Genomic DNA, 23,849 nt, shown 5'->3' with positions numbered 1-23,849 from the left:
GATGGACTTCTATATGGCTTACTAATGGAACCCAGATTTGGTTTTGGCCGGTTTTTGTTGGTGCCACATCAGTTGCAGGTTTTACTTGGCCTCCAGGGTCAGGAGCATTTGGAATAGATGCTAGACATATCGATGTCTTTGTCTGCCCGTAAATCACCTAATATTCTTTTTTATTAGGAAGAGAAGGTTTTCTTTACATCTATATGGATCTCTGCTTTTCAAACATTAGTTTATGGCATGGCTTAAATAAGTACGTTTAATAAACAGGCTCTGTTAATTTTTAGCCAAATAAAAAAGACCGAAAAAAATTGGTCTTTTTTTCTTTATTCTTATTCAACTAACGCACCCGTTAGTTGAATAAGAAAGAAAGAAAGCAACCTCCCTTATTTGAAGTAAAGAACCTGTTAGTTCTATAAGACTTATTGCAGAGTTGACACAAACTGTGAAGCAAAAAGCCCTCATTCAGAGGACTTGGAAGGATTCGAAATCCGATTTAAGTGAGAAAAATTCTCTCTTTTCGTGCTGCCTTAAAATTTTTTCCTTCAATCGAAAAAAAACTATGAATCACATTCCAACTGAAATGTAATCCATAGTTCCTTAAGTTAATGACATTGATTACCAAAGCGGTTTTGCCTCGGAATCTACTCTTTTACTGTCAATAATATCTATGGGCTTTATTCTTTTAATTTCTCCTCCTGCGAAAGAGCACTACCCGCTGTAAATTCTTCTAAAGCATGCATGGCAAACCTCGCGTTGGGATAAGTGATCGAGCCGCCATCAATCACACCAATTTTGAGGGTTTCCATGATTTCATCGATGGTTGCCCCGGTATTTAAGCAGCCTTCCATGTGATAGCAAATGCATTCATCGCAGCGGCTGACTATTGATATGGCTAATCCCATAATGGTGTACTTACCCTAACTGGCGTTTAAATTCTTTACTGGCGAAGAAGTAAGCGATGACCATGATGCCGACGCACCAGGCAAGCGCGATCCAGATACCGTTGCCAACAGACCCTTCATACAAGAGGGCACGAATCGCATTCACGATTGAAGTCACGGGCTGGTTCTCAGCGAACGCACGGACAATTTTAGGCATGGTTTCGGTGGGGACAAAGGCCGAACTGATAAACGGCAGGAAAATCAGCGGGTACGAGTAGGCTGTCGCCCCTTCCATAGACCCCGCTGTCAATCCGGGAATGACCGCCAGCCATGTCAGCGCCAGCGTAAACAGCCCGAGTATCCCAGCTACCGCGAGCCAATCCAGGATATCAGCGCTGGAACGGAAGCCCATCAAGAGCGCGACGAGGATAACCACCACGACAGTAAGCGCATTGGAAACAATCGAGGTCAACACGTGAGCCCACAATACCGACGAGCGCTTGATGGGCATGGTAATGAAACGCGCCATCAGCCCGCTCTTTACATCCGTAAACAGCCGCACGGAAGTGTAAGCGACACCGGATGCGATAGCCATCAGCAAGATTCCCGGCAATAAATAATTGACGTAGTTGTCCGTGCCTGTCTCTATGGCGCCGCCAAATACGTAGACAAACAACAGCAGCATCATAATCGGCGTAATCGCCACCGCGATAATTGTATCCGGGCTGCGCATGATGTTACGCATTAAACGCCCTAGTAATACCCCTGTTTTGTTTTTCATTTACATCTCCTCCTTTTTACCGATGATCGCGAGGAAAATTTCCTCCAATGTCGGCTGCTTCTCGATGTACTCCACTTTCGCTGGCGGGAACATCTCCTTGAGTTCGGTAAGGGTCCCGGTCGAGATGATTTTTCCGCCATGCAGGATGGCGATACGGTCCGCCAGTTGTTCGGCTTCCTCCAGGTACTGGGTCGTCAGCAAGATGGTCGTGCCGCCGCCGGCAAGCTCCTTGACGGTATCCCAGACTTCAATCCGCGCTTCGGGGTCAAGCCCTGTCGTCGGTTCGTCGAGAAAAATGACTGCTGGCGTCCCGATCAGGCTCATGGCGATGTCAAGCCGGCGCTTCATCCCGCCGGAATATTTTTCCGCCCGGCGGTTGGCCGCATCGGTCAGGCTGAATCTTGCAAGCAGATTGTCGGCGACTTGAGCGGGACTGGAAACTCCCCGCAACTTGGCGATCATCATCAGGTTTTCCCGCCCGGTGAGCATGCCGTCTAAAACTGCGAACTGCCCTGTCAGGCTGATGCTCTGGCGAACATGATCCGGTTGACGCTGGACGTCAAAGCCGCAAATACCTACTTCGCCGCCATCGGCCTTCATCAGCGTCGAGAGGATGTTGACCGTCGTCGTCTTGCCCGCTCCATTTGAACCCAGCAGTGCGAAAATTTCGCCACGCCGCACCTCAAAATCCACCCCCCTTAAGACTTCCTTGTCTTTAAAGGATTTTTTTAACCCTTTTACAGAAATCGCTGCATTGCTCATACTTTTTTCCTCCTTATAAAAAGCGCAGCAAGGCCGCTTGCGAGATCCGTAATTATCCGGTCGAGCGCCTTGCGGAGCTAGATTGCCTATACCCTTCTATTTAGTCTGACTGATAATCTGTATAACTTATTACCGAGTTGAAAATATAACTGAATAGCGAAGGTGGCAATTCACATTTGTAACCAGCTATTCAGTCGGTATTATCTATTGAATTTATTTTTTCCCAATCGCTTCATGATACTCTGATTCAAATCTTCACGATACTTGGCGACATAGGTTTTAGCGTTTGCCACTAGTTCGTCGGCAAAGGACGCCACGTCGTCCCCAGTGATTTCTAGCACTGGTCTGCCTTCCGCCGCACCGGCTTCGAACAACTCGATTAATTCATACTGCATGTGTAGCATATCCATCCCGCTGCCCGCTGAGAAATTCCACATGTAGTTTTGAATTTTCTTAAATACAAACTGGTAGTCCTCTGGCAGGGCTTCAACCCGTGCCATCATCATCTTGTACTCTTTTTTATCACCAATCATTTTTTTGAACATTTCCATCATGTTATTTTTCCTCCTTTTTTATAAAGCTGAACAAGACACTCCAAAAATATCGTACGGAATATCTTATGAAGCTAGATTGACTTCAAGACGTTGATTTTTGATGATACAAAATCCCATTTTTTCCAAAACAATTCAAGTTCCTGGCGGCCAGCCTCATTAAGTGAGTAAAACTTGCGGGGCGGCCCCATATCTGACGGTTTCTTTTCTATGTTCACCAGTTTTTTCTTTTCTAATCGCACGAGGATGGTGTAGACCGTCCCTTCCACGACTTCAGTAAACCCAAGCTCGTTCAGGCGGCGGGTAATCTCGTAGCCATAGGTTTCATGGCGGCTGATGATTTCCAGTACGCAGCCTTCCAGCGAACCCTTCAGCATTTCAGTTAAATTTTCCATTTTCAGAGCCTCCTCTATTTTGTCTGACTTATATTCAGTATAACTTAGTACTAAGGGAAATTTTTACTGAATAGCTTTTGGGAAATCACGCTATTAAGTATTACTTATTACATGTACATTGTAACACCGAGTAGCAGAGGTGTCAGCTATTTTTCTTAAAAATATTTTTGCAACCTAACTATTCAGTGGTGTTGATATCCAGTGTGACCTACTACAGGTATACCGTAACACGTAGTAGGTGGACTGTCAACTGGATTTTCTAAATATTTTTAAAACCAGCTATCCCCATTGGATACAGCCGATTTTCTTTATGGAGCTTTTACTTCCTCCTATGCTTCTTTCAAAATGATTACACCGCGGATCATTCCCATCCAGCAGCTGTATTAGTAAAATAGCTGAGGATTATTAATGTAACTCCTTCGCGTTCTTCACTTTTCCACTATCGGGCGCGATTATGAAATAACTCTTAGATTTAAACGACTTTATTGTTATATTTTTAAGTGCGGTGAAGTAATCTACATCAAAAATTAAATAACTTTATTGTCACTCTACAAATAAAAAACCTTGATTTTTTTACACTAAGCAGAATAATCAAGGTTTTTACTTCCAAAAAATATCTTACCCTATAAAATTCGTGTTTCTTTAATTTTTTTGTATATCGTAGATATGGAAATAAAAGTAAGCCTATGACCCATTTTTACACGTATCTCGGCTGAACCCCTATATATTTACCTATCATTCCTTCTTGAACTATCCTGCCCCGTTAGTTCAATAAGAAAATCAACAACAGTCTTTATATACGTATGATCGTTCTTGCTTTATAAACCAAAGCGATCATCTTAAATTCTGATTAAAATACGTTTAATTGTTTTTCAGTCCCATTATGAAATTTCACTAGTAATTCGCCGTTACTTGAATCCGCTCCCCGCTAGGCTTCTATGATACCTGCTTTTGTATGCGTTTATATGCGCAAAAGCATCGCAGCCTTTTGCATTGATGTTCTGGCTTTGTTTTGCTACATTCGGAATCGCAATGAACAATAAGACGGTAATAACAAGTAAAACAATCATCATTTCAATAATAAGGGGGATAACCTCTAATTTGGAGGGATATCGTGTTTCTTCTATATAATATTGAAATATAAAAAAGCCCTTTACATAAAAGGACTTCTTAGACGAATATCTTCATATAGAAAGCTAACCTCACGTTGCTTCTTGTTGTCTTTGACGTAGTTTGGCAACTTCTAAAATGTTCTCCAGCTTAAACATCCTCTTCTGTTTTCCCGTAAAGCAATAAGCATTAATATAATTGTCGTCCATACCCGTGACGATAATACGTCGGTGATCGTATTATCCGCAGCCATGTACATGATCTCAATCGGCAAATTCTCTTCTTTCGACGTAAGCAATCATCTCTTCATTTTACAGCCTCTTTCTTCACTTTATTACAGCGAACAAACATTCTTAGATCAACAAAAAAGCAATCGTATTTTACTTCCTTTACTGGAAAGTTATAGAAATGTAATAGAACTGTAAAACGCCTGTCTTATTTATTGGGTATATTAGCGTTAGAGGTGATATTTATGATTAATGGATTGTTTTTTAACGAGGGTACAATTTTAAAAGAAAAATTGAATGAAGACCAAATCAAACAGCAAGCCGCATTTTGGAAAGAATGCGTGGATAATGGCAAGGATGACATATATATGATGAGTTATATAAAATTATGCGCTCAGATTAATGAACCTGTGAAGGCAGACATCTTAACGGCTAGACTAGATCAGGTGCATGATATGTGTAACGGAATGATGGTATAAGATCGGTTTCGGCCGGTCTTTTTTGCATACTTACCTCTTTTCATTGGCAAATTAAGTTTGGGTTGATTATAAACTCGTAAAAGTCAAGATGGTTAACAATGCCAAAAGTAAGGAGGTATTATATTTGAGCCCCAAAAACCAGGATCCTGGACAAAAGATTCAAAACACTGTGGACGAACTAAAGAAAAAAGGCGTTCCACCGAGAACAGCAGCATATGCAGCGTCAATGGGTTACTTAAGAGCATTTAAAAAAGGTAAATTATAAAAAAAGCGCCCGCCCACTCGTCATGAGCAGGCGGGTTTTTCGTTATCGTTAATATAAAATTAAATTTACCTAGTCTTTAGAGTAGCTTACTGAAGGGATATTATAATGAAAATAAAGGAGCTGATCAAGTTGATATTGCTCGAAGCAGTTAAATTTCATGGTTTATTTCGATTGTGGAATGTCCAAGAAAAAGAAGTGACTGAACCCCTTTTCTTTAGTGAGATTTTAAAATGCATCGGTGATAACGATAATGATTGGAACCTTGGTGTTTTTAATTGGTTTCATGAAGATGAGATTAATTTTGAAGATTGGCAAGAACTGACGGTTGATGTTTTGCCAATGGTGATGACTGAGCAAGGATGACTGGCTGAGGCTGGTCTTTTTTGTATCGTTAGCTTAATTGATCAATTTGATCCAATAAAAAAAGTCCCGCCATCAATAACAGATAGGGGGCTTAAAAGTTTCAAATTAAAATAATTATTTATTTGGTTTATCCTTTGTCGGTGGTTCTGTTGGTGTTTCCGCCGGGGGTTTTATCGGTGTCTCCACTGGTGGTTCTGTTGGTGTTTCTTCCGGGGGTTTTATCGGTGTCTCCACTGGTGGTTCTGTTGGTGTTTCTTCCAGTGGTTTTACTGGTGTTTCTTCCGGTGTTTCTGCAAAATCGCTCATATCGATCCTCCTTAACTTTAGTAGTGTTTAGTATGATTAATTGACTCTATCCTTATGTTTTAAACTTATTTTTCAAAAAAAGCCCCTACCGCAAAAAGCGTAACCGTAACCGGGGCATGCTTGTGTTTATTCTAATTCTTCGCTGATCCCAATTTAGCAAATGTATTGCTGTATGTCCTCAGCCCGACAGGGGAGACTATTCCTTACCCCTTTCACATTGGAACAGTCATTTGTTTATTCAATGACTGCTTTTTATTACCCTTACTGAATATAAATTAATCCATTGGAGAGCCTATCCTTTATTAACATTTATAAGGGAGGACTTTCAATGAAAAAAATATTGATTTATATGACAGCCTGCATGACCATGTTTTCACTCGGGGCTTGTATGAATAACCGTGATAATGCTACGGATAATGCCAAAAACGATTCGGTCGAAAATGTTGTGCATGATGATCAAAAAGCAGACAATGGCATGGATAATACTGATCAAACCACTAATGCCAATTTGGATGTGTCAGAAAAGACTGCTGACCGTGTTGAAGAATTAGACGAAGTAAATGGTGCAACAGTACTTGTAACAGATCATAAGGCTTATGCAGCCGTTGATTTAAAAAACGGCACGAAAGTAAATGACGATCTGAAAAATAAAATTGAAGAAAAAGTAAAAGAAGCGGATACTTCTGTTGAAAAAGTGTATGTTTCCGAAGATCCAGATTTCAGCACTCAAATGAAGGATTATGCTGATCGGATAAGGGGCGGTGAACCAGTTGAAGGGTTCTTCGATGAATTTAGTGATGCTGTTCGCAGAGTATTTCCGAATGCCTGACTACAAACCTTATCAATTGTTTCATAAATAACACCCCCGGTCGAAACCGGGGCTATTTGCTATTTTGCTTCTCATACGATGCAACATCGACCACACTTCTTCTCGTGTAACCGGACGTTGCGGATATGTTCCATCGCTAATGCCGTTTTCTTTCACCCATTGTTTTGCTTCTTCAAACCGTGGTGAAGGTGCTGCGTCTTTTTTATATTCCACTTCTGTATCCTCCTTTTCGCTTGATATAGCTTGGCTCGAACCTGACACAACTGTGCTAAGTATGTCTGATTATTAAGCAGATCCATATCAGCCTTATTATCAATAAAAGCCATTTCAAGCAGCAAAGCCGTCGCCTTCGTTCCTTTTAACACTGCTAAATCTGGTCGATTTTTAATTCCTCGATCTTTTACGTTGTACTTATCCAGAACCTTTCTAATTTCGGCGTGAATGATACTGGCTTCTTTATTTTGGGAGTATACAAGTGTTTCATAACCCGTTCCCCCACCTGCATTTAGGTGGATCGAAACAAATATCTTTGCGCCTGAGACGAGACAATCTTATCCTGCGTTTCATTTTGTTTATCAATCTGAGCCATAAGCTTATTCTCCCGCTCTTTTGATTCCGTCATCTGAAATCTCAAAAGCCATACAAAAAAGGGTACAAAATACTCCCTGCGCTCATAACTCTGGTGGTAGTTGAGTTAATTCCAATGGTGTGTCTCCTTACTCTCCTTTATGAAAATCTATATAAAAAGAGCGCCCGAATGGACGCTCGTTGTGTTGCTATTTATTTTTCGTTAATCCACTATTTGTTCCTCAAGGATTCCATATCTGTAAACGTTGATTTATCAGCATTTATATCCATTTCTAAAGAGAAATAAATACTACTGTTGATTAACGATTAATGTCTGTACTAAACTTTTTCAACTTACGCTTTTACCTGCTCTTCATAGCTTAAGGATAATTCAGCATATTTTTTGTAATGATATAATTTCTTTTCTCTGAACTCTTTTCTGATTAGTATATTAATACATCCCCGCTCTAAATACTCATATTTCAGATATCTATGTCTATGCCAACCACTGATCGTGTCTAAAACAAGTTTTGATACCTTTAGTTTACTTTCTTTTCTTTTTTGCTCGTACCATTCAATTGCTTTGCTCTGTTTTGAAGTTAAATAGCCTATATAAATTCTCCGAGCGTTTTTTCTCATATTTCTTTTATTCATTTTGTTTCCCCCATCTAAATCGTACGGAGGCCCGTATTCGGCAACTGGCTGGCTTGGCGTCTACTTTAGCCCCTGTAGTTTTGCGTCCCCACTTTTCAGTAGTTTTGCCCTTTCGTACAATTTCAATTTATTTCTTTTATCATACGACAATTCACATAAAAATATAAGCTAAATTTTATTGAAATTTGTCGATCTTTGTAGAATTTAGCTTAATAATTGTTTTTAAATAGTAGTATGATCATGGGTACTGTATTTATAATTGTAAATTTTCTAGTATTTAACATATAAAACTATCAATAAAAAAAGCACTCGATATGGGCGCTTCTTCCGAATTTCCTCAATTATTTTCTCTTCTTCATGAATATTTATTAATACATACTACTCATCCTTATATTTCCTAGTCACACGACCTTTCTTTGAATAACCTTCTATTTATTACGCAGGCTGTGCAATAGGCGTAATCATCTTGATCATATTTTTATTAACAATGCTGTCACCAATAACAACGACGGAAAGGCGCTGGTCATTGATTTGAGATGAATAGTCAGTAGCTTTGTAATTCTCGACGGTTTCTTTCATTTCTGGTCAGTTACTGAGATAAATCGCCACGTTCGCATTCGGATCAATTTCAGACGGCGTGATTGAGACGATAATGTTTTTATTTAAAACAATGCTACCAATGGCAATGGCCATGAGTTTTGGTTCGTTCAGATTCGACGCAAAAGCTGAAGCTGAAAAGTCTGGAATTGTGGCCGAAATGGAGCTCCCGTCATTTAAAGTGATTGAAAGGTTCATAATGTTGTTTCCTCCTTTTTAAATCAATGAATTTAAGCTATCTCGTAATCCGTTTAATTGCCCATGTGTGGTATTTGTATTGCTTGAAACAGCAGATGGCACAGAAACAGGCAGACTCATTTCCGCTATCGCTGACCGCGCTTGGATAAATTGATAGGCATAAGTATTGCTGTCCTGCTGCACAGTATCCATACCGTACGCACTCAAACCTTTATACACTCTTACTTGATTTCAATATGTTGTTATGCGTCGCTATTGCTTTAGCTGCACCGACAGGTAGTTCGTTATTGATCGCTTCCTTCTCTTTCTTCCTTTTCGTCCGATTCCTCACCAGCTGGTCTAGCTCGATCCACCCTCCATCAATCAATCTGCGAATAAGCCACCACAGACAGATGATTGCGGATATTTCGCTTCAAACAGCTTTCTTTTGAGTGCAAATACAGGTGTTGACACACCTTTTATGTCGATCACTTCAATATGCCCGTCATGATGCAATACTTCAAAATCAGCGATGTATTCAATTTTCCGTTGTGTTGTGCCGCCCTTTTTAAACTTATCCTGTAATAAATATCGGAGAATGAAACAAAGCGTATCGATGCCAATACTACCTACGTACTGTGCAAATTCTTCGAATGTGAAATCGGCGATCTAATTAAGCTTGTTGAAAAAGAAGAAAACGCTAGTGAATAATCACCAATACCCGGACCTGCGTGTTGGGCGTATTAAAAGCAACCTGCGCATATTAATGGAACAACATAAAATGTCTATCAAAGATGTTCATGATGCTACTGGGTTAAGCCGCACAACAATTTCAAAGCTACTTAATGAAACGTCCACAACGATTGCTTTTGAAACAATCTTTAAGCTTTGCCGACTCTTTAATATCAAAATCGGTGATTTACTTTGTTAAGAAGAAGAAAACAACCAATAAGCACCACCGCCTTTATGCAATTTTATATATTTACTAATTTGTATAATTCCAGATTTAAATAGGAACTTTCGTTCTGTATCCTTTAATAAAAGGGAGGACTTTCATATGAAAAACAAATTAGGCCTATCTTTACTTTTTTTGCTTTTAAGCTTTGTTTTGGCAGCATGTAGCGAAGAAGCTACACCTGAAAAAGAAACTGCGGTAGAAACAAAAGAAGAACCAGCTGCAACGAAAACCAGCAGTGAAAACAAAACAATCTTGAACGAAACAGGTACGTTCACACAGATTAAAAAGAGCATGAGCGTTGATCCTGTCACGTCCGGCCCATTCACTGTTTCACTCCCACTCGTATCAACTGTATCCGGTAAACTGGCAGGCGAAGCCGCTACTTATTACGGAACAAATAACTTGCAATTCGTCCAAGTGGAAATGGATATAGCGCATTCAACCGAAGCGACAGACAATCTTTGGCTCAGTTTTGTCAAAATCGTAACGAATACGGGCGAGCAACTTGATCCGGACATCACGTTGTCGAATATGATATCTGGTGATTTTTACGGAAAAGTGAATCATACAGGATCATATGTATATGTTTTGCAAAACTCACAGCCCGAAGATATTGAATGGATACGGGTTTTGATTGATCCACCTCATGATGAAAACAATAATGAGATTGGCGAATCGTTCGACATTCATGTTGATTTTCAATAAGCACCACCACCTTTATGTATGAGAAAGCCGAGCCAATGACGGCTTTTTTCTTTGCGCTTTTTCCCTTATTTGTCGAAATTTATCTTGTATGCCAAACTTTTGTCCTGTATCGTTTAGATAATAAATACGTAAAGGATGATAAATAATGGATATTACCGCCCTACTTTTGGCTTTACTCGGTTTTCTCGCTATCGGTGTTGGGATCGTCTTATTGATTGTCCGCGCAATCAAAAAGCGGTCGTTGAAACCAGCTGCATTTATCGCCGGTGGTGGATTAGCGACATAGCAATAATGCCGGTGTCGGAAGAAACAGCGTCTGAGCAAAAATCAGAAGAAACTTCCGAGAAGGAAGCAGCGAAACCTGTCAACTCTGAAAAAGTTGAGAAAGCTGCCGCTGACGAAAAGATTAAAGCTGAACAAGTAGCTGCTAAAAAAAAGGAAAAAGAAGCAGCAGCCAAAGCTAAGACTGAACAAGAAGCAGCCGCTCAAAGTCGCTGATGTAACCTTTATCGCAAAGGAAGTGTCTACTGCTACAAACTTAGGTGGTGAATATGGCGGTAATGCGAAAAGTCAATTCACGCTCATAAAAGTGAACGTCACGAACGAAGGCGACGAAGCTATCACAGTCGATTCTAATTTCTTCAAATTGTTATCGGGCGGTAAAACGTATAAAGCTGACGGATCGGCTGCCATTTATGCAAATGACGACACCGGATTCTTTTTAGAAAGCGTCAATCCTGGCGTAGCATTAGAAGGCTATGTGGTGTTTGACGTTCCTGCTGATCTACCTAACCCACAACTTCAAGTACAAACGGGATTTTGGGGAACGGAAACAGGCATCATCAACTTGAAATAAGGACACCAAGCTCTAAAGTAGATGTAAACCTACTCTAAAGTTTGATGTCCGTCGGTTTTTCCGTTGGGACGTTGGTTATTTAGTTGTTTATATAATACTGTTGACTAACCTTCCAGTGCCTTTCTTGCAATTTCTTTTAAGTTATACAGTTGTAACAAGTAATTTTCATTTAACAAAGGTTCAGAGTCGTTTATTTCTCGCAGTGCTTCCTCATAAGCAACAATAAGATTACTGTTAATACTGCTCGTTTCGTATATTGCTTCAATAACAGTTGTTAGTTGTTCCACGGTTTCAAATAGTAGATGCTCGCCTTGTTCTTCCTCAATGGGGATAGGCGTACCATTTTCCTCTCGTTGCAAAAAGTAAATGCCATCTTCTGTTCTAATTAATAAAGCGCCATTCGCTAAATAGATTTTCTTTTCGGCCATTCCACTTTCACCCCTTCACTTTATAGGTCTACTCATTGCGTCTATATTGGTGCAAGTATTATAAAAAAAAGTGACTAAGTTGGTGATTAAACTTGCGACAACAGCGATTAACATATAACCATTCATAGCGACTTTTTTCCATTTTGTATTAACTGGATACATTTTGTTTATTTTTGTATAAACTTTAATTAATTGGAAATACTGTTATTATACGAAACATTTTGCTGCGTTAATTTCCGGTTTTTAAAGTCGGGGCAACCTGGCTTTTTTAATCGTTCTTTTCATTTAACTACTTACATCTTCACCCTTTGAATCGTTGCTACATATTCTGAAAACAGGTAGGATCCCCTTCCTCCAATCTGCTTTTGCTTAGGTCTTCCTCAGCTTTTTGTATAAAATTCCATGTAGAGGGTAAACTTCTTCATAATTAGATGTTCGACTTTTATGGTAATGGGCTTTTTCCAGCCAGTCTTTGTCCTGGCTGGTTTTTACCTGTTCCAAAATTTCCTCTTTGCAGAGGTTTTCTGCTATATATCGTCGAACTTCAAATTATGGATCTATGCGATATCGCTCTAACTTCATGCGCATTATAGATGGAGTATAAAATCCACTACACTAATGCCATCGGCTAAAGAGGAGGGTTGAAAATGTCTTTAGAAAGTCTAAAAGATCTGTTAGGAACGTTATGTTCTTACAATACGATCGACATCACTCATACCTTTGAAAGAGACGGACAATCTATAGCATCTGTTTGTTGCTTAAAAGACACTTCTACAATTGAAGTAACAATGCTTCAAACTCAATCTATTGAACAATATGAAAATGTAGATGAAGCAGCCATTGTGATCGAAAGATTGGTAAATTAACTATCCATGTATAAATCAAACTTGATTCGTCCATAATGTAAACAAGGGTATTACCCTTCCTACAATTGAATAGTCTTGCTTTGGAACGGGATACCTAACTGGTCATCCCTTCCTCTGTTTATATATTGGTTACCGCACATAAATTTCTCTTGGATGGTTAAACTTTTATTGGATGAGAGTTCATTCTTGCATATGATGTTTCCCCACTCTCTCCGGCCGAGGGGCCCGGATCCCCCGGCCTTTTTTATGCATTTTGATCGTACTGTTCATCTAGCAGATTACATCTTCACCGTTTGAATCGTTGCTGCGTATACTGAAAACAAATAGGAGTTCTTTCTCCCTCCTATTTAAAAGCCATATACCTTTCTTTTCGAGCAACTATTCTCCCCTTAGAATAGCTGCTCTTTTGATCAAGCTGGATATAACTTCGGCTGCCATACATAAATTTCTCAGAAGTGGTTAAAGTATTGTTGCATGAGCGTTCACTCTTGCTTGCGCCAACGTCACCTACCTCTACTGGCCGAGGGTTTTGGCTTCCCTCGGTTTTTTGATTTAACTTTAAATAAAATGGAAATAATTTTATTAACCGGAACATTTCTCCATGTTAATGTCCGGTTTTTCAAAGTCGGGGTGAAAACCCGGCTTTTTATGTTGCGATATTGTCGAACTGTTCAATCAATGCCTGTTAATTAACAAATGCCTGAGTTACTTCATACAATAATTTAAAAAATGGAGTTGATCTTCATGGCAAAATGGATTGACGTATCAACATCACAACATCAATTAAAACTTTTTGATGGAAATAAGGTTATAAAAGCTTACCCAATTGCAGTTGGTAAAATATTGTCACCAACACCTTCCGGGACATACACGATTATCAATAAACAACCTAATCCTGGCGGACCATTTGGAGTGCTTTGGATGGGGTTGTCAAAACCTCATTACGGTATACACGGAACAAATAACCCAGCTTCAATCGGTAAGTATGTCTCACATGGATGTATTAGAATGTTTAATCATGATGTTCTAGAATTATCATCTAAAGTTTCAATTGGCACTAGAGTTTTTATTCATAAATGACTCTATTAATCTTCCTCCCTTACTACATAATTTCGATCTACTGTTGATCATTCATCTTTTTCTACTCGTGTAATGTATGTCGAATCCAATGGGCTTCCCGTGCTGCCAGGCAATAGTTTGTGAACCAAAACCCGTCGGCAGATCATCCACTTTCTTAGGTACTCCATCGACTACGTAATAAGTGGCATTCTCCATCAAATTAATTTCAGCTGTCATTTTTTCATGGTCAATCTTCATACCACAGGACGCCCCCAGTCTGTTAGAATAGAATTGTGAGTAATATTCTAACGGCTGGGCAGAGTCCTGGCTTTTTATATTTTCTTTAACTCAACAAAAGAATGTAATATTTCTAGATATTTTGTCGAATATATGGTAATTCTCTCGAAATTATTTTATGATGGTTCCTATTGTGTTTAGTAAACAAACGCGTACAGGGGAAATGCAATGTTATCTAATCAATTAAGTCTGGAAGACTTATCCGCTCAAATCAATGATATGCGTAAGTTGCTGATAGCCACTGGTTTAAAAAAGGGATTTTCAGATATCGAAACCCTTAAATATAGTGAACAACTAGACAAGTTAATTATCCAATTTCAATTACAAAGCAGATTTTAAAAATTTTAACCAAGAGAAATTTGAGTTTTTTGTATATATTTCTTTGGAATGGTTAAACTTTTATTGTGTGAGTAATTCTCATAAATAAGGACCTTCCAATATTTGTAGCCGGGGACTTTCCTCGGTTTTTTTGTATAAACTTTTCTGATATGGGCATACTGTTTTTATACGACGGTTTACCGTCACACTCCAAACCCTTTATTTTTCCGTTAGTATAGCCGGGGCGACCTGGCTATTTTTTTATTGAAAAATATACCTGTTTCCCTCACCAATTCTTAAACATTCCACAAAAAAGACTATTACCATACCAACTATATCCAGCTGCCTTTCTTTGTTGTTTGATTCATTCGTATTCGTCATAACCGCGGTAACGATCGACCGTGAAAAGAAATGTTGTTGTGGACCCTGGTTACCCAACGAATTATTGTCCTCGTCCTCGCTGCAGATAACACTTTTTTATTTTTATAGGAGCATTCATACAAGACTCGATTGTATTTTTTCGTACTACATTTAAAAAGAGGTGATAATTATGAGTTGTGAAAAATCTGGTGGATACGGCTCTGGCTTTGCGCTATTTGTTGTCTTGTTCATTCTGTTAATCATCATTGGAGTATCATACATGGGTGGCGGATACTGATAGGAAGAAACCCATTATCCGTAAGACCCTTTTGAATTAATCTAGCTTTTGCCTCCTCCCCCTGCTGTAGCCACCAATACAATATTGTGCGACTGTATATAGTAAATACAGCCGCTTTTTTTCATTCAATATTTGTGAACGTTTTACGCATCGGCCATGATCCTTTCTCTTAACTCAAAGAACCATTCCTTATCTGCAGTCATGATTGCTAAATCGATCATTGCCTGATAGTCTTCTTTTTCGAGCGTATTATTCATTACAGATATCGATCTTAGTGAGACGATAGCCAGGGTGGGTTCCATCGATTCCGGCTCCCCGTCTATTACTCTGGCCACTTTTATTACGTACGCGGCGATAGTATCCTCCGAAAAATGATCAATATAGCTGATGTACCTATCCCGACCAGACGCTGCTAAAACCCAATCGCCAATGTTCATCATGCCATTCCTCTCTTAAAATAAGCTGAGCTGTTCGATAAACTGCGATGATTCTTCTTCAACGAATATTGCTACTTCTGGAATCTGTTTCGTTACGATTTTCCCCGATTCGATAGCCAGTAAATTTTCAGCGAGTCGGAAATTCTCAAACCAATGCACTGGCATGCTGCCAAATAGTCCTTTTAGTTCCGGACTAGGATAGTAATCTACATGGGTACCTGATCCTCGGGCAATGACATAATATTCTTTACCACACCGATCTTTAGATGCTTCCCAACACCATATGAGCTTTGCAGTATACACCTCGTTTAGTTCAATTTCTACCGCTCGTTTTGGCGGTTCTGGCGGCCACTCAGACGCTTCAACTTCTTCTTTATCGATTGGAAAACAGCCGGTGTGTGCGCTCTTATGTGGAAACCTCGACACGTACACATAATCCGTACCTGCAGGAAATAAGTAAATCGTTTCTCCTGTCGCTAAAATATCTGGATCAATGCACGTCCCTTGCAACATGGCCATCACCTCTTATCGCTTTCTGTTCCATTTGCCTTTGTTGTATTCTATGACCGTCACTTCCTGCCCGATCGTCTTTTCAAGCAACTTTCGCCGCAATGAAAAATCCCTCGAAGCAGGTCCGCCTTTTACATCCACAATTTCTGTCCGACCATCCTTGTAATAGACTTTAAAATCAGCCTTATATTTGGCCCCTATCTTCATTTTCTCACCTTTTCCCGAGCAAAGGGTACAATTGATAGCCCGTCCTTTTTTCGAGCTTGGCAGCCTACCTGATCCATTACAGCGGCGGCATATAACTCTATATATCGGTATGATTTCAAACATTGGTTGCACTTCTACCTTTTCGACATCTGGATCTGCTAGAAGGCGCATGTAGAAATCGGCTTCGGCTTTGCTATCAAAAAGAATCCCGTATACAAATGTTTTCTTCGCGTTCCAATTACGCACCATGAGCTGTCGTTTCCTGCATATCGATTACTTCATCCATCTTGACTTGGATCTTTTCAAACTCCGCATCTTCAATGGCCTGCTTTTTCTTGCAGACACGTCCCATTCCATCCAGCCATTAATACAGCCAGTCTAAAACGTACTGTCAAGCGACTCCCTCTCTCTGCAGGTCCAGATCTTTATCAAGCATACGACGTCCGAACATCAACTCTGTCGGATCCGTCGATCCACAGGCATTAATAACCTCACCCGCGCTCATGACCTTACCTGTACGATCATGATGAGCTTTCAATATTCGATACACTTCATGACGATTCAAGCTGCATCGCCCCCTAACAGCTTAGAAACGTGATAAAATAATATTGCTGATATAAAAGTTGGTGATTGCCAAGTGATTGGCGAAAGAATCATTAAGTTAAGAGAAAAAAGAGGCTGGAGCCAACGTGAACTAGCAAACAGAGCCGGCTTAAACTTTAGTGTAATGAACCGCATTGAGATCGGAAAAAGAACGGTAACTGATCAGGTAATCACTGTTTTCGCTGACCTCTTTGACGTTTCTACGGATTACCTTTTAGGTCGTAATGAAAAGCCCTTAAGTGATTTGGCCACTGATGAAAAAGAAATGATGGAGTTCATTAAAGATCCAAACCTTAATCTTTTCTTTAAAGAAATGAAAGAAGCGCCCGAGGATCAGCTGGAGGAAATTCGGCAGATTTGGGAAGTCATCAAAAAACGAGGTCAAAATAAATAAACACGCTGCGGCGTGTATTTATTTTGACCTTACACTGGTACTTACTTTTATTAAAGGCTGTTTTCTTAAAGAATGTTGTTTTTAACAAGATGGATTATAAATATTTATAAGTGTATAGTACAACGCTTAAAAAATGCTATTTTGAGGGGGATTTATTCTGAGTAGTTTTAATATTGGAGATATGTTATTTCAATTATTTTCTCTTGGGTTTCTTGCACTAATTATCATATTAATCGTGTCATTTTTTCGTTCTAACAAGAACCGCAGAAATCAACTCAATAGAATTGAGAAGAAAATTGACGATATGAACGAACAAAGAAAAAAAGGGAACGATTAACGGCTGTATAATGAAGCCGTTTTTCTATGCACTTTTTAGCATTTGAACAGTCGCTTTATTCGATTTTGACAAATCGAACTAAGTATTTGCTCCACTCTATTTTCAAATGCTAAGTTCTTATCACTCTATTAAATTTTATTGTTGATTTTTTTTAACCAAAGAAAAAAGACCGAAAAAATCGGCCTTTTTTGTCTGTTTTCTTCAGCTAACCTGTCCCCGTTAGCCATCCAGCGCAAGCACTCCACGACGGACTATGTAAAGAAACCCGCTCTTACATGGGAACTGAAGAAGACATTATGATTGATTATAATGAAGATTCTTCCGTATTGGTTTATGAACAACAAACTAAAATCGACAAGGTGAAAGATATTGTTTTTGGTAACGGTGACTTTGATGACAGCATCTTTAAAGAACTAGAAAAAGTGTTAGGTACGCCACTATCCAGTGATTTTGAATGAGGTGTTGAACAGAATAAATTGCCGCAAACTTTAACAGCTTACTGCGATCCGAAAAATAAATGAATACTTCTGTGCAGTCTTATAAAAAATAAAAAAGCACTGTCCACTAAATGAGACAGTTCTTTTTCCAATTAAAGTAATACGTCATCAATCGGCGCAGCTTGCTTGCATAGGCTAATCCAATCCAACCCTATAAAGTAGATCCTGAGCCGCATCATGAGACACCTCTTCATTATTAGCACGGTCCCAAACAGAAGTTATTTAGATAACATCTAATATAAAACTTATTATACAAGGATTTTATAAATACTTATACTAAGTTTTTTTGTGAAAAATAATTCTTTAATGCACAATTAAGTACGTAATATTAAATTTTTTTAAAAATAAGTACATAGGAGTGTAGGTAAATATATGAAAGTTAATGAATTTATAGAAAGGTTAAATGATACAAATACTTTTAGGTCTTTATGTAAAGAAGTACAAATACCTGAAAAAAGGTCACGGAATGCTTTGAAAGATTTAGGTTTAGAGTACAATAAACTATCTAGAGAGTGGGTGTTTAATGGAGATGAGAATGTATTAGAAGATGAAGTTAACAAATATGTACCAGTAACAAATAAAAGAACATCTACAAGAAGTGAAAATAATGAAGATGTAAAAGCGAGTTTAGAAAAGAACGCAAATGTACAAAAAAGTGCAAAAGATAATAGTGATTTCACCATCGAGGAAATAAAAGAACTTAAAAACATGATCGAAGAACGTAAAAACGATTATGAGTTGTTTGATAAATATAAAATTTATGATGAGTTATCGAAAGTTCCTACTGATGAAGAAATTGAAAGATGTGCCTATAATCTAAGCAAAACAACAAATGCACGATTGAAAAATTACGCAAAAGAACGTAGATTACCACTTCAAGATTTGGTGGAATTAGCGATTATAGATTTGTTGGATAGGTTTGATAAAAACTAACTAAAAATGAGCCATAGCCGGATGGATTTTAGGGAGTTTATAAAAAGGTTCTAGTGCAAAAAATCCAGTAGCTATTGTAGCTTTGAAATAAGTTTGATCAAATTAACTCTAATTAACCTTGATATAAGAACGAATTGAAAGAGCATATTTTATCAAAACATGCTCTTATCTAATGCGATGGATTAACTTCTTTATAAAAAAGTTTGATCATTTTTGTTCCTTGTTTAACTAACGCACCTGTTAGTTAAATAAAAAGATTAATGGATTTCTTGTAGCAATAACTCCATTTCATTTTTCAAATAACTTCGCATTTCCTCATCCCGTTCTCCCATCACTCCTGCTGATGGGTATTTGTTTCGATAAATAACAGCATGTTTTAGTTTCAAAAATGCACTTAACGGAAAATCAAATTCATTCCATTTTTCGCGGTAGACAACGAGACCGTTTCTTTTAATTAAAGAATCGACTTCGATGACAACCTTTCTTAAAAAATCATCATACGGGTACTCTGTTTTGATTAACAATTCTTGATTCTCTTTATCGTCTAAGTCTTCATAATACATAACCTTCAAAGACAACATCCACTTTTCTTTCAGCTCAAACGACCAGACAATTCCCTCTGGTTCTCCATCCCATTCACACTCCGTTTGTTTCTTCAACTCGTATTTTGGAACACAATGGATATTTAAATACATTAACGCTTTCAGGAAATCATCTAAACAATCAGAGAGGTAACTAGCTGTGAATTCAAACTTTTGTGAGTTAACTTCAATAAAGCAAGTTGCCCATCCGGATCCGGTTAAACAATATTTGAATTCCATTCTCGTTTCACTCTCTTTCCCTGTATATTTATATCTTATCGTGCTTCTCCAGCTAACCTCCCCTTTAGCGGAAGAAGGAGTTACCTTTTATTTTTCGTTTAATTGCTTTAACCAATCTATAAACCAATCTTGAGGTAACTTTACTTTTGAGAGGTCTAAGTTCTGCAATTCTTCTGATGAGTAAGTATTTATCAAAAGTCGCTAACAGAGCCTTAATCTACAGTTTCAAATCTCCCTCCACAACATTTACTTACATAGTAAAAAAGCCGTACCAGTGTACTGACTGATACGGCTTTTATTCATTTGTTACGCTTGAGCAACTGCTCTTTTATTGCTCTAGCTCTCTTTAATACTCTCCATTTCTTCTGTTAAAAGTTCCACTTTCACACCCTCTAGAAAGAATTTGATTCTGCTCAAGTTTTTCAACTAACATTAACTCCTGAATCAATTCGTCCTCGCGCCAGAACAGCTTTACTAGAGGATATACGGCAGATTTGGGAAGTCATTAAAAAACGAGGTCTTAATAAATAAGCACACTGCGGCGTGTATTTATTTTGGCTTCATACAAGTAGTAATTTAAAGTTGCAGGGTATGAGTAATTATGAAAAAACAAAGTAAGGCTGTTGTCTACCTCTCTGCATTGCTTCTGGTGATCATCGTTTTCTTCATGTTTCTTCTCAATCAGCTTTTGAAGAATTAAATAAATGTTAGCACAACTATTTGGGAAAACTAACCTTTACCTCTTTCGCTAACCTGTTCCGTTAGTACAGAAATTCAACATAAAGAGCGTTAATCCTTCTTGGATCAACGCTCCCAGTTAGTTTTATCTGGATACTTGTTTTATTTTAAAATGATACCTCAAATTTATTTATATAAACGTATTACTTGTAATCTCTATATTATAATTGTCCTTATTATTTATATAAGTCACTCTTACTCTACAGTATCATTCCCTATTCAATAAGGAAATTTAACTTTTCATATAGTTATCACTTTAATCTATTTTCAATCTATATTTCTCTATTATGAACTCTTAGATTACAAATTCATTAAATTACCTTTCTCTTCCAAAAGCGATGTTGTGAAATCGCATTAATAAATTCATTTGAGAATTGTTCCATATCATCCCCTATGACTACTCCCAGTTTTCCAGCAAAATTGTTTGTTTCCATCCAGTTCTTTACTTCAAGATTGGCACCAATTGGCTTATAATGAGAAAATGCTTCATCAATAAAATAAACTGCATTTTTATTAAACTTCTGACTCTCACTACTTCCTCTTACGAGATAAACTGCATCAAATTGGACTGACTTTGCTGTTAAAAATGTATATTCTGCTTTTAATTTTACGCCATTTGTCCCTTTCACTACACCAATGTTTTTACTGATAATTTTTGGCATGATTCCTTCTGCTGTCAAGCGGTTCAACACATATTTTAAATTTGGACCGTTGAAACCATCTGTAACAATTACAGCGACTGTCAGTGTCTTAGGACTCTTTATGGTATTTTCCTGGCTAAGTGCTGGTGAGGATTGCTTGATATTTGAACCTCCTGATTTAGGAGGTTTTGCACCAATGTTTCTAGCTAATGCTTTGGCTAATTCTAAGCTCACGTTAGCAAACATCTCGACCACTTGCTGTTTTACGGAATCACTCTTAACTTTGGAAAGCTCGAAGCTGAATGCATCAAATATATGTTTTTTCTCTGTTGGACTCATACTATTCCAAAATAGAGTTGCTTGTGAAAAATGATCCTTAAAGCTTTCACTTCTGGCACGAATTTTTCGGCCTTCCACTTTTTCTTGATAAGATTCATACCCACCTTCAGCTGGACTAGCAGGTTCTGGGGTATTTCCCGCTAAAGAATTTCGGTGATAACTCACTTTTCCTACATTGATGGTTTGTCGGTGATATCCATCCCTTTGATTATTATGGACAGGTACGACGGGTCTATTTATTGGAATTTCATGAAAGTTTGGTCCGCCCAATCGGATTAATTGTGTATCTAAATATGAAAATAAACGACCTTGTAGTAATGGATCATTTGTAAAATCAATTCCCGGCACCACATTTCCTAGATGGAAAGCAACTTGCTCTGTTTCTGCAAAAAAATTATCTACATTTCGATTTAATGTCATCTTTCCAATAATTTTAACCGGGACAACTTCCTCTGGCCAAATTTTCGTTGCATCCAAAATATCGAAGCCAAGTTTAAATTCATCTTCTTCTTTAAGAATTTGAACCCCTAATTCGTACTCAGGGTAAAATTCGTTTTCAATTGCACCCCACAAATCATTACGATGAAAATCAGGATCAATTCCTGCGAGTTTATGTGACTCATCCCAAACAAGTGAGTGTACTCCCAGCAGAGGCTTCCAATGAAATTTTACAAAATGCGCCTTTCCTTGAGCATTCACTAATCTAAAAGTGTGCACGCCAAATCCTTCCATCATACGGAAGCTTCTTGGAATCGCTCGGTCTGACATAATCCACATAATCATATGTGCAGATTCCTGGTTATTCGCTACAAAGTCCCAAAAGGTATCATGCGCAGTTGAAGCTTGAGGAATATCATTATTAGGCTCTGGTTTAAATGAGTGAACAAGATCTGGGAACTTAATTGCATCTTGAATGAAAAAAACCGGTATATTATTACCAACTAAATCGTAATTTCCTTCTTCTGTATAGAATTTCGTTGCAAATCCTCTTGCATCTCGAACCGTATCAGAAGATCCACGTGCTCCATTCACCGTAGAAAACCGAACAAAAACAGGTGTTTTTACAGATGTATCCTGCAAAAATTTTGCCTTTGTATAATCTTTCATGTTTTCGTATAATTCGAACACTCCATGTGCAGCAAAACCACGTGCATGAACAACCCGTTCCGGTATACGTTCATGGTCAAAATGAGTTAATTTTTCACGAAAATGAAAATCTTCCATTAATGTAGGACCGCGTTCACCAGCTTTCAAGGAAAACTCATCTTCTGATACTTTTAATCCTTGGTTCGTTGTAAGGTTTTTTCCCTTATCATCAACTCGAAATGGTTCTAACTGTTCATTTTTACTATTTTCATTTACTTTACGCTTATCATCCATGAAGATCCCTCCCTCATCGATAAAACTTATGAGTATATTTAAGGGAATATTCTAGAATGACACTCACTTGCTTATTTCAGGTACAACTTTCTTTTTAACTTCACATGTATAAAAGAATTTCAACCATTCCAAAATTATTCTCTATAAACAAGACAATTACTAAATCATGAAAATCAACATTAGTCGCTAACAGAGCCTTAATCTACAGTTTCAAAGCTCCCTCCACAACATTTACTTACATAGTAAAAAACCGCCAAATAGCTTGGCGGTTTGCTTTTTACTTTAATGTCGTCATCCCAGTCTCTTCCATGCGTTGGAAAAAAGCAGAAATTTGAGCGCGGGTTAATGGCTAAGAGAAGTGATAGTCTTCAAACGTTTTAGCACCAGTCGTTCCAGACGAAAGGTTGTTCTTATACATAAATCCAACTGCTGCTTTTGGTCCGTAAACGGCTCCTTGCGAGCTGCAATGACTTGCGCTAACTGGCCGCGTGTCACTGTACCGTTTTTCGCGGTATCATTCGTGTATCCTTTCAGTGGCAGATTATACGGTTTAAAGAAATCATAGTATTGTTGTGTCCGATGTCCATACGTTGCGCCTGGCTTAAGGCCGAGATACTTAGCTGCGATCACTGTAAAATCGGCTTCTTTTAATAATACAAGCAGCTGGAAGCGTCCGTCCGGATATCCTTGAATCAAGCCTGTCCGAAATGCCCAAGTGATGTTTCCGCGTGCCCAATGATCTTTACGTACATCTTTTGTGCCACATCGTTTCTTCATCAAGCGCAATGCCTTTTACCTTTCCATAATCAGAGAAAATATTTACTTCCCCTACTTTCAACATGTCGATTGGCATTTGTTTTTATACCATTCTTCCGAACTTGAACCTGAGCTGATTGCAAATTCATGAATAACGGTCCCTTCTG

Annotated in this window: 38 protein-coding genes, 2 pseudogenes and 1 riboswitch; of the genes and pseudogenes, 17 read left to right on the top strand and 23 right to left on the bottom strand. The window is 38.4% G+C overall.

Annotation, left to right across the window (positions count from 1 at the left end):
• Positions 1–674: 674 nt before the first annotated feature.
• The 6 genes and pseudogenes from A3M5_RS22220 to A3M5_RS25970 all read right to left on the bottom strand — a co-directional run.
• On the bottom strand, positions 675–902 hold the full coding sequence (locus tag A3M5_RS22220) for a carboxymuconolactone decarboxylase family protein (RefSeq protein ID WP_018392560.1): 228 nt from the start codon (positions 900–902) through the stop codon (positions 675–677).
• A gap of 10 nt (positions 903–912) precedes the next feature.
• Entirely contained in the window at positions 913–1,662 is a 750-nt protein-coding gene (locus A3M5_RS0104435; RefSeq protein ID WP_018392559.1) for an ABC transporter permease, read from the bottom strand.
• Entirely contained in the window at positions 1,663–2,424 is a 762-nt protein-coding gene (locus A3M5_RS0104430) for an ABC transporter ATP-binding protein (RefSeq protein WP_018392558.1), read from the bottom strand. It abuts the gene before it with no gap.
• Positions 2,425–2,624: 200 nt separating this feature from the next.
• Positions 2,625–2,978 carry a DUF1048 domain-containing protein gene (locus A3M5_RS0104425; protein ID WP_018392557.1) on the bottom strand — a complete coding sequence of 118 codons (354 nt, stop codon included), beginning with the start codon at positions 2,976–2,978 and terminating at the stop codon, positions 2,625–2,627.
• Positions 2,979–3,049: 71 nt separating this feature from the next.
• Positions 3,050–3,370 carry a PadR family transcriptional regulator gene (locus A3M5_RS0104420; protein WP_016131412.1) on the bottom strand — a complete coding sequence of 107 codons (321 nt, stop codon included), beginning with the start codon at positions 3,368–3,370 and terminating at the stop codon, positions 3,050–3,052.
• A gap of 971 nt (positions 3,371–4,341) precedes the next feature.
• Positions 4,342–4,443: pseudogene (locus tag A3M5_RS25970) on the bottom strand (competence protein ComG); the annotation flags it as partial.
• Positions 4,444–4,952: 509 nt separating this feature from the next.
• Here A3M5_RS25970 and A3M5_RS0104415 point away from each other — a divergent pair.
• The 3 genes from A3M5_RS0104415 to A3M5_RS0104405 all read left to right on the top strand — a co-directional run bounded on the left by A3M5_RS0104415 (position 4,953) and on the right by A3M5_RS0104405 (position 5,814).
• Positions 4,953–5,186: a hypothetical protein gene (locus tag A3M5_RS0104415; protein ID WP_018392555.1), complete on the top strand. Its 234-nt coding sequence runs from the start codon at positions 4,953–4,955 to the stop codon at positions 5,184–5,186.
• A 124-nt stretch (positions 5,187–5,310) separates the two neighbouring features.
• Complete coding sequence (locus tag A3M5_RS25700; protein WP_018392554.1) at positions 5,311–5,451, top strand: hypothetical protein; 141 nt, start codon at positions 5,311–5,313, stop codon at positions 5,449–5,451.
• A 129-nt stretch (positions 5,452–5,580) separates the two neighbouring features.
• Positions 5,581–5,814, top strand: coding sequence for a hypothetical protein (locus tag A3M5_RS0104405; RefSeq protein ID WP_155894664.1), 234 nt, complete (start codon positions 5,581–5,583; stop codon positions 5,812–5,814).
• Positions 5,815–5,928: 114 nt separating this feature from the next.
• Here A3M5_RS0104405 and A3M5_RS26365 read toward each other — a convergent pair whose 3' ends face one another.
• Positions 5,929–6,120, bottom strand: coding sequence for a hypothetical protein (locus tag A3M5_RS26365; RefSeq protein WP_018392552.1), 192 nt, complete (start codon positions 6,118–6,120; stop codon positions 5,929–5,931).
• 328 nt (positions 6,121–6,448) lie between these two features.
• Here A3M5_RS26365 and A3M5_RS0104395 point away from each other — a divergent pair, with 328 nt between their 5' ends.
• Complete coding sequence (locus A3M5_RS0104395) at positions 6,449–6,949, top strand: YhcN/YlaJ family sporulation lipoprotein (protein ID WP_018392551.1); 501 nt, start codon at positions 6,449–6,451, stop codon at positions 6,947–6,949.
• A gap of 21 nt (positions 6,950–6,970) precedes the next feature.
• On the opposite strand, the gene A3M5_RS25160 is transcribed toward A3M5_RS0104395, so the two are convergent.
• The 7 genes and pseudogenes from A3M5_RS25160 to A3M5_RS25960 all read right to left on the bottom strand — a co-directional run.
• Complete coding sequence (locus A3M5_RS25160) at positions 6,971–7,162, bottom strand: S-layer homology domain-containing protein (RefSeq protein ID WP_018392550.1); 192 nt, start codon at positions 7,160–7,162, stop codon at positions 6,971–6,973.
• Entirely contained in the window at positions 7,102–7,476 is a 375-nt protein-coding gene (locus A3M5_RS26555) for an N-acetylmuramoyl-L-alanine amidase (protein ID WP_082193849.1), read from the bottom strand. The genes A3M5_RS25160 and A3M5_RS26555 overlap by 61 nt, the downstream gene beginning before the upstream one ends.
• Before the next feature lie 394 nt (positions 7,477–7,870).
• Positions 7,871–8,170, bottom strand: a complete 300-nt coding sequence (locus A3M5_RS0104385; protein WP_018392549.1) for a hypothetical protein — start codon at positions 8,168–8,170, stop codon at positions 7,871–7,873.
• 36 nt (positions 8,171–8,206) lie between these two features.
• Positions 8,207–8,289: riboswitch (cyclic di-GMP riboswitch) on the bottom strand.
• 466 nt (positions 8,290–8,755) lie between these two features.
• Positions 8,756–8,965, bottom strand: coding sequence for a hypothetical protein (locus A3M5_RS0104380; protein ID WP_018392548.1), 210 nt, complete (start codon positions 8,963–8,965; stop codon positions 8,756–8,758).
• 18 nt (positions 8,966–8,983) lie between these two features.
• A complete protein-coding gene (locus tag A3M5_RS25155; protein WP_155894663.1) occupies positions 8,984–9,172 on the bottom strand; it encodes a hypothetical protein in 189 nt (62 codons plus the stop codon).
• A 4-nt stretch (positions 9,173–9,176) separates the two neighbouring features.
• Entirely contained in the window at positions 9,177–9,332 is a 156-nt protein-coding gene (locus A3M5_RS25150) for a hypothetical protein (protein WP_018392547.1), read from the bottom strand.
• A 35-nt stretch (positions 9,333–9,367) separates the two neighbouring features.
• Positions 9,368–9,538, bottom strand: a pseudogene (locus A3M5_RS25960) (DUF1064 domain-containing protein); the annotation flags it as partial.
• Here A3M5_RS25960 and A3M5_RS26550 point away from each other — a divergent pair.
• From A3M5_RS26550 to A3M5_RS24010, 6 genes are all read left to right on the top strand, one after another.
• Positions 9,533–9,655, top strand: a complete 123-nt coding sequence (locus A3M5_RS26550; protein WP_155894757.1) for a helix-turn-helix domain-containing protein — start codon at positions 9,533–9,535, stop codon at positions 9,653–9,655. The pseudogene A3M5_RS25960 and the gene A3M5_RS26550 overlap by 6 nt on opposite strands.
• On the top strand, positions 9,648–9,875 hold the full coding sequence (locus A3M5_RS0104365; RefSeq protein ID WP_018392545.1) for a helix-turn-helix domain-containing protein: 228 nt from the start codon (positions 9,648–9,650) through the stop codon (positions 9,873–9,875). Before A3M5_RS26550 ends, A3M5_RS0104365 begins: the two co-directional genes overlap by 8 nt.
• A gap of 126 nt (positions 9,876–10,001) precedes the next feature.
• The gene (locus tag A3M5_RS0104360; protein ID WP_018392544.1) at positions 10,002–10,607 is read left to right on the top strand and encodes a hypothetical protein; all 606 of its coding nucleotides are present in this window, start codon (positions 10,002–10,004) and stop codon (positions 10,605–10,607) included.
• 145 nt (positions 10,608–10,752) lie between these two features.
• On the top strand, positions 10,753–10,893 hold the full coding sequence (locus A3M5_RS25140) for a hypothetical protein (protein WP_018392543.1): 141 nt from the start codon (positions 10,753–10,755) through the stop codon (positions 10,891–10,893).
• A gap of 11 nt (positions 10,894–10,904) precedes the next feature.
• Positions 10,905–11,105, top strand: a complete 201-nt coding sequence (locus A3M5_RS24305; RefSeq protein WP_155894661.1) for a hypothetical protein — start codon at positions 10,905–10,907, stop codon at positions 11,103–11,105.
• Positions 11,106–11,127: 22 nt separating this feature from the next.
• Positions 11,128–11,463, top strand: coding sequence for a DUF4352 domain-containing protein (locus A3M5_RS24010; RefSeq protein WP_018392541.1), 336 nt, complete (start codon positions 11,128–11,130; stop codon positions 11,461–11,463).
• A 104-nt stretch (positions 11,464–11,567) separates the two neighbouring features.
• On the opposite strand, the gene A3M5_RS22205 is transcribed toward A3M5_RS24010, so the two are convergent.
• Positions 11,568–11,891 carry a hypothetical protein gene (locus A3M5_RS22205; protein WP_018392540.1) on the bottom strand — a complete coding sequence of 108 codons (324 nt, stop codon included), beginning with the start codon at positions 11,889–11,891 and terminating at the stop codon, positions 11,568–11,570.
• A 647-nt stretch (positions 11,892–12,538) separates the two neighbouring features.
• On the opposite strand from A3M5_RS22205, the gene A3M5_RS0104330 reads away from it, so the two are divergent.
• Entirely contained in the window at positions 12,539–12,757 is a 219-nt protein-coding gene (locus A3M5_RS0104330; RefSeq protein WP_018392539.1) for a hypothetical protein, read from the top strand.
• Positions 12,758–13,501: 744 nt separating this feature from the next.
• Positions 13,502–13,837: a L,D-transpeptidase gene (locus A3M5_RS0104320; RefSeq protein WP_018392538.1), complete on the top strand. Its 336-nt coding sequence runs from the start codon at positions 13,502–13,504 to the stop codon at positions 13,835–13,837.
• A gap of 51 nt (positions 13,838–13,888) precedes the next feature.
• Here the strand turns inward: A3M5_RS0104320 and A3M5_RS0104315 are convergent, their stop codons facing one another.
• Positions 13,889–14,074 (bottom strand): hypothetical protein, encoded by a 186-nt coding sequence (locus A3M5_RS0104315; RefSeq protein ID WP_018392537.1) that lies wholly within the window; start codon positions 14,072–14,074, stop codon positions 13,889–13,891.
• Positions 14,075–14,281: 207 nt separating this feature from the next.
• Here A3M5_RS0104315 and A3M5_RS24300 point away from each other — a divergent pair, with 207 nt between their 5' ends.
• Together A3M5_RS24300 and A3M5_RS24295 are read left to right on the top strand one after the other, a co-directional pair.
• Entirely contained in the window at positions 14,282–14,452 is a 171-nt protein-coding gene (locus A3M5_RS24300; protein WP_018392536.1) for an aspartyl-phosphate phosphatase Spo0E family protein, read from the top strand.
• Between the two features lie 529 nt (positions 14,453–14,981).
• Entirely contained in the window at positions 14,982–15,089 is a 108-nt protein-coding gene (locus A3M5_RS24295; protein WP_018392535.1) for a YjcZ family sporulation protein, read from the top strand.
• Positions 15,090–15,232: 143 nt separating this feature from the next.
• On the opposite strand, the gene A3M5_RS0104300 is transcribed toward A3M5_RS24295, so the two are convergent.
• From A3M5_RS0104300 to A3M5_RS25695, 4 genes are all read right to left on the bottom strand, one after another.
• The gene (locus A3M5_RS0104300; RefSeq protein WP_018392534.1) at positions 15,233–15,529 is read right to left on the bottom strand and encodes a hypothetical protein; all 297 of its coding nucleotides are present in this window, start codon (positions 15,527–15,529) and stop codon (positions 15,233–15,235) included.
• A 12-nt stretch (positions 15,530–15,541) separates the two neighbouring features.
• The gene (locus tag A3M5_RS22200; protein ID WP_018392533.1) at positions 15,542–16,039 is read right to left on the bottom strand and encodes a hypothetical protein; all 498 of its coding nucleotides are present in this window, start codon (positions 16,037–16,039) and stop codon (positions 15,542–15,544) included.
• A gap of 12 nt (positions 16,040–16,051) precedes the next feature.
• The gene (locus tag A3M5_RS0104290) at positions 16,052–16,492 is read right to left on the bottom strand and encodes a DUF1064 domain-containing protein (RefSeq protein ID WP_018392532.1); all 441 of its coding nucleotides are present in this window, start codon (positions 16,490–16,492) and stop codon (positions 16,052–16,054) included.
• A 142-nt stretch (positions 16,493–16,634) separates the two neighbouring features.
• Positions 16,635–16,808, bottom strand: a complete 174-nt coding sequence (locus A3M5_RS25695) for a hypothetical protein (protein WP_018392530.1) — start codon at positions 16,806–16,808, stop codon at positions 16,635–16,637.
• Positions 16,809–16,880: 72 nt separating this feature from the next.
• Here A3M5_RS25695 and A3M5_RS0104275 point away from each other — a divergent pair, with 72 nt between their 5' ends.
• The 3 genes from A3M5_RS0104275 (at position 16,881) to A3M5_RS0104260 (ending at position 19,007) form a co-directional block, all read left to right on the top strand.
• The gene (locus A3M5_RS0104275; RefSeq protein ID WP_018392529.1) at positions 16,881–17,240 is read left to right on the top strand and encodes a helix-turn-helix domain-containing protein; all 360 of its coding nucleotides are present in this window, start codon (positions 16,881–16,883) and stop codon (positions 17,238–17,240) included.
• A gap of 612 nt (positions 17,241–17,852) precedes the next feature.
• A complete protein-coding gene (locus A3M5_RS0104265) occupies positions 17,853–18,035 on the top strand; it encodes a hypothetical protein (protein WP_018392527.1) in 183 nt (60 codons plus the stop codon).
• 411 nt (positions 18,036–18,446) lie between these two features.
• Entirely contained in the window at positions 18,447–19,007 is a 561-nt protein-coding gene (locus A3M5_RS0104260; RefSeq protein ID WP_018392526.1) for a hypothetical protein, read from the top strand.
• Positions 19,008–19,264: 257 nt separating this feature from the next.
• On the opposite strand, the gene A3M5_RS0104255 is transcribed toward A3M5_RS0104260, so the two are convergent.
• The 3 genes from A3M5_RS0104255 to A3M5_RS0104240 form a co-directional block, all read right to left on the bottom strand.
• Positions 19,265–19,828 (bottom strand): hypothetical protein, encoded by a 564-nt coding sequence (locus A3M5_RS0104255; protein ID WP_018392525.1) that lies wholly within the window; start codon positions 19,826–19,828, stop codon positions 19,265–19,267.
• A gap of 1,049 nt (positions 19,829–20,877) precedes the next feature.
• Positions 20,878–22,926 carry a catalase gene (locus tag A3M5_RS0104245; protein WP_018392523.1) on the bottom strand — a complete coding sequence of 683 codons (2,049 nt, stop codon included), beginning with the start codon at positions 22,924–22,926 and terminating at the stop codon, positions 20,878–20,880.
• Positions 22,927–23,268: 342 nt separating this feature from the next.
• Positions 23,269–23,703 carry an S-layer homology domain-containing protein gene (locus A3M5_RS0104240; protein WP_018392522.1) on the bottom strand — a complete coding sequence of 145 codons (435 nt, stop codon included), beginning with the start codon at positions 23,701–23,703 and terminating at the stop codon, positions 23,269–23,271.
• Between the last annotated feature and the right edge of the window lie 146 nt (positions 23,704–23,849).

This window comes from Bacillus sp. 37MA (assembly GCF_000372765.1).
Classification (GTDB): domain Bacteria; phylum Bacillota; class Bacilli; order Bacillales; family Domibacillaceae; genus Domibacillus; species Domibacillus aminovorans.
The sequence above is the reverse complement of the archived record's forward strand: the minus strand, read 5'-3'. Positions and strand labels throughout refer to the sequence as shown.

What these genes read in the sequence shown, in the direction of transcription:
- A3M5_RS0104380 (WP_018392548.1), bottom strand. Translation starts at nt 8,965, where the DNA reads ATGAACCTTTCAATCACTTTAAATGACGGGAGCTCCATTTCGGCCACA.
- A3M5_RS0104320 (WP_018392538.1), top strand. Translation starts at nt 13,502, where the DNA reads ATGGCAAAATGGATTGACGTATCAACATCACAACATCAATTAAAACTT.
- A3M5_RS24300 (WP_018392536.1), top strand. Translation starts at nt 14,282, where the DNA reads ATGTTATCTAATCAATTAAGTCTGGAAGACTTATCCGCTCAAATCAAT.
- A3M5_RS0104425 (WP_018392557.1), bottom strand. Translation starts at nt 2,978, where the DNA reads ATGATGGAAATGTTCAAAAAAATGATTGGTGATAAAAAAGAGTACAAG.
- A3M5_RS0104240 (WP_018392522.1), bottom strand. Translation starts at nt 23,703, where the DNA reads ATGAAGAAACGATGTGGCACAAAAGATGTACGTAAAGATCATTGGGCA.
- A3M5_RS0104330 (WP_018392539.1), top strand. Translation starts at nt 12,539, where the DNA reads ATGTCTTTAGAAAGTCTAAAAGATCTGTTAGGAACGTTATGTTCTTAC.
- A3M5_RS22220 (WP_018392560.1), bottom strand. Translation starts at nt 902, where the DNA reads ATGGGATTAGCCATATCAATAGTCAGCCGCTGCGATGAATGCATTTGC.
- A3M5_RS0104300 (WP_018392534.1), bottom strand. Translation starts at nt 15,529, where the DNA reads ATGATGAACATTGGCGATTGGGTTTTAGCAGCGTCTGGTCGGGATAGG.
- A3M5_RS22205 (WP_018392540.1), bottom strand. Translation starts at nt 11,891, where the DNA reads ATGGCCGAAAAGAAAATCTATTTAGCGAATGGCGCTTTATTAATTAGA.
- A3M5_RS0104430 (WP_018392558.1), bottom strand. Translation starts at nt 2,424, where the DNA reads ATGAGCAATGCAGCGATTTCTGTAAAAGGGTTAAAAAAATCCTTTAAA.
- A3M5_RS25140 (WP_018392543.1), top strand. Translation starts at nt 10,753, where the DNA reads ATGGATATTACCGCCCTACTTTTGGCTTTACTCGGTTTTCTCGCTATC.
- A3M5_RS0104315 (WP_018392537.1), bottom strand. Translation starts at nt 14,074, where the DNA reads ATGAAGATTGACCATGAAAAAATGACAGCTGAAATTAATTTGATGGAG.
- A3M5_RS24295 (WP_018392535.1), top strand. Translation starts at nt 14,982, where the DNA reads ATGAGTTGTGAAAAATCTGGTGGATACGGCTCTGGCTTTGCGCTATTT.
- A3M5_RS26365 (WP_018392552.1), bottom strand. Translation starts at nt 6,120, where the DNA reads ATGAGCGATTTTGCAGAAACACCGGAAGAAACACCAGTAAAACCACTG.
- A3M5_RS0104245 (WP_018392523.1), bottom strand. Translation starts at nt 22,926, where the DNA reads ATGGATGATAAGCGTAAAGTAAATGAAAATAGTAAAAATGAACAGTTA.
- A3M5_RS0104255 (WP_018392525.1), bottom strand. Translation starts at nt 19,828, where the DNA reads ATGGAATTCAAATATTGTTTAACCGGATCCGGATGGGCAACTTGCTTT.
- A3M5_RS0104395 (WP_018392551.1), top strand. Translation starts at nt 6,449, where the DNA reads ATGAAAAAAATATTGATTTATATGACAGCCTGCATGACCATGTTTTCA.
- A3M5_RS0104385 (WP_018392549.1), bottom strand. Translation starts at nt 8,170, where the DNA reads ATGAATAAAAGAAATATGAGAAAAAACGCTCGGAGAATTTATATAGGC.
- A3M5_RS0104415 (WP_018392555.1), top strand. Translation starts at nt 4,953, where the DNA reads ATGATTAATGGATTGTTTTTTAACGAGGGTACAATTTTAAAAGAAAAA.
- A3M5_RS0104360 (WP_018392544.1), top strand. Translation starts at nt 10,002, where the DNA reads ATGAAAAACAAATTAGGCCTATCTTTACTTTTTTTGCTTTTAAGCTTT.
- A3M5_RS0104435 (WP_018392559.1), bottom strand. Translation starts at nt 1,662, where the DNA reads ATGAAAAACAAAACAGGGGTATTACTAGGGCGTTTAATGCGTAACATC.
- A3M5_RS0104265 (WP_018392527.1), top strand. Translation starts at nt 17,853, where the DNA reads ATGGGAACTGAAGAAGACATTATGATTGATTATAATGAAGATTCTTCC.
- A3M5_RS0104260 (WP_018392526.1), top strand. Translation starts at nt 18,447, where the DNA reads ATGAAAGTTAATGAATTTATAGAAAGGTTAAATGATACAAATACTTTT.
- A3M5_RS22200 (WP_018392533.1), bottom strand. Translation starts at nt 16,039, where the DNA reads ATGTTGCAAGGGACGTGCATTGATCCAGATATTTTAGCGACAGGAGAA.
- A3M5_RS0104420 (WP_016131412.1), bottom strand. Translation starts at nt 3,370, where the DNA reads ATGGAAAATTTAACTGAAATGCTGAAGGGTTCGCTGGAAGGCTGCGTA.
- A3M5_RS0104290 (WP_018392532.1), bottom strand. Translation starts at nt 16,492, where the DNA reads ATGGTGCGTAATTGGAACGCGAAGAAAACATTTGTATACGGGATTCTT.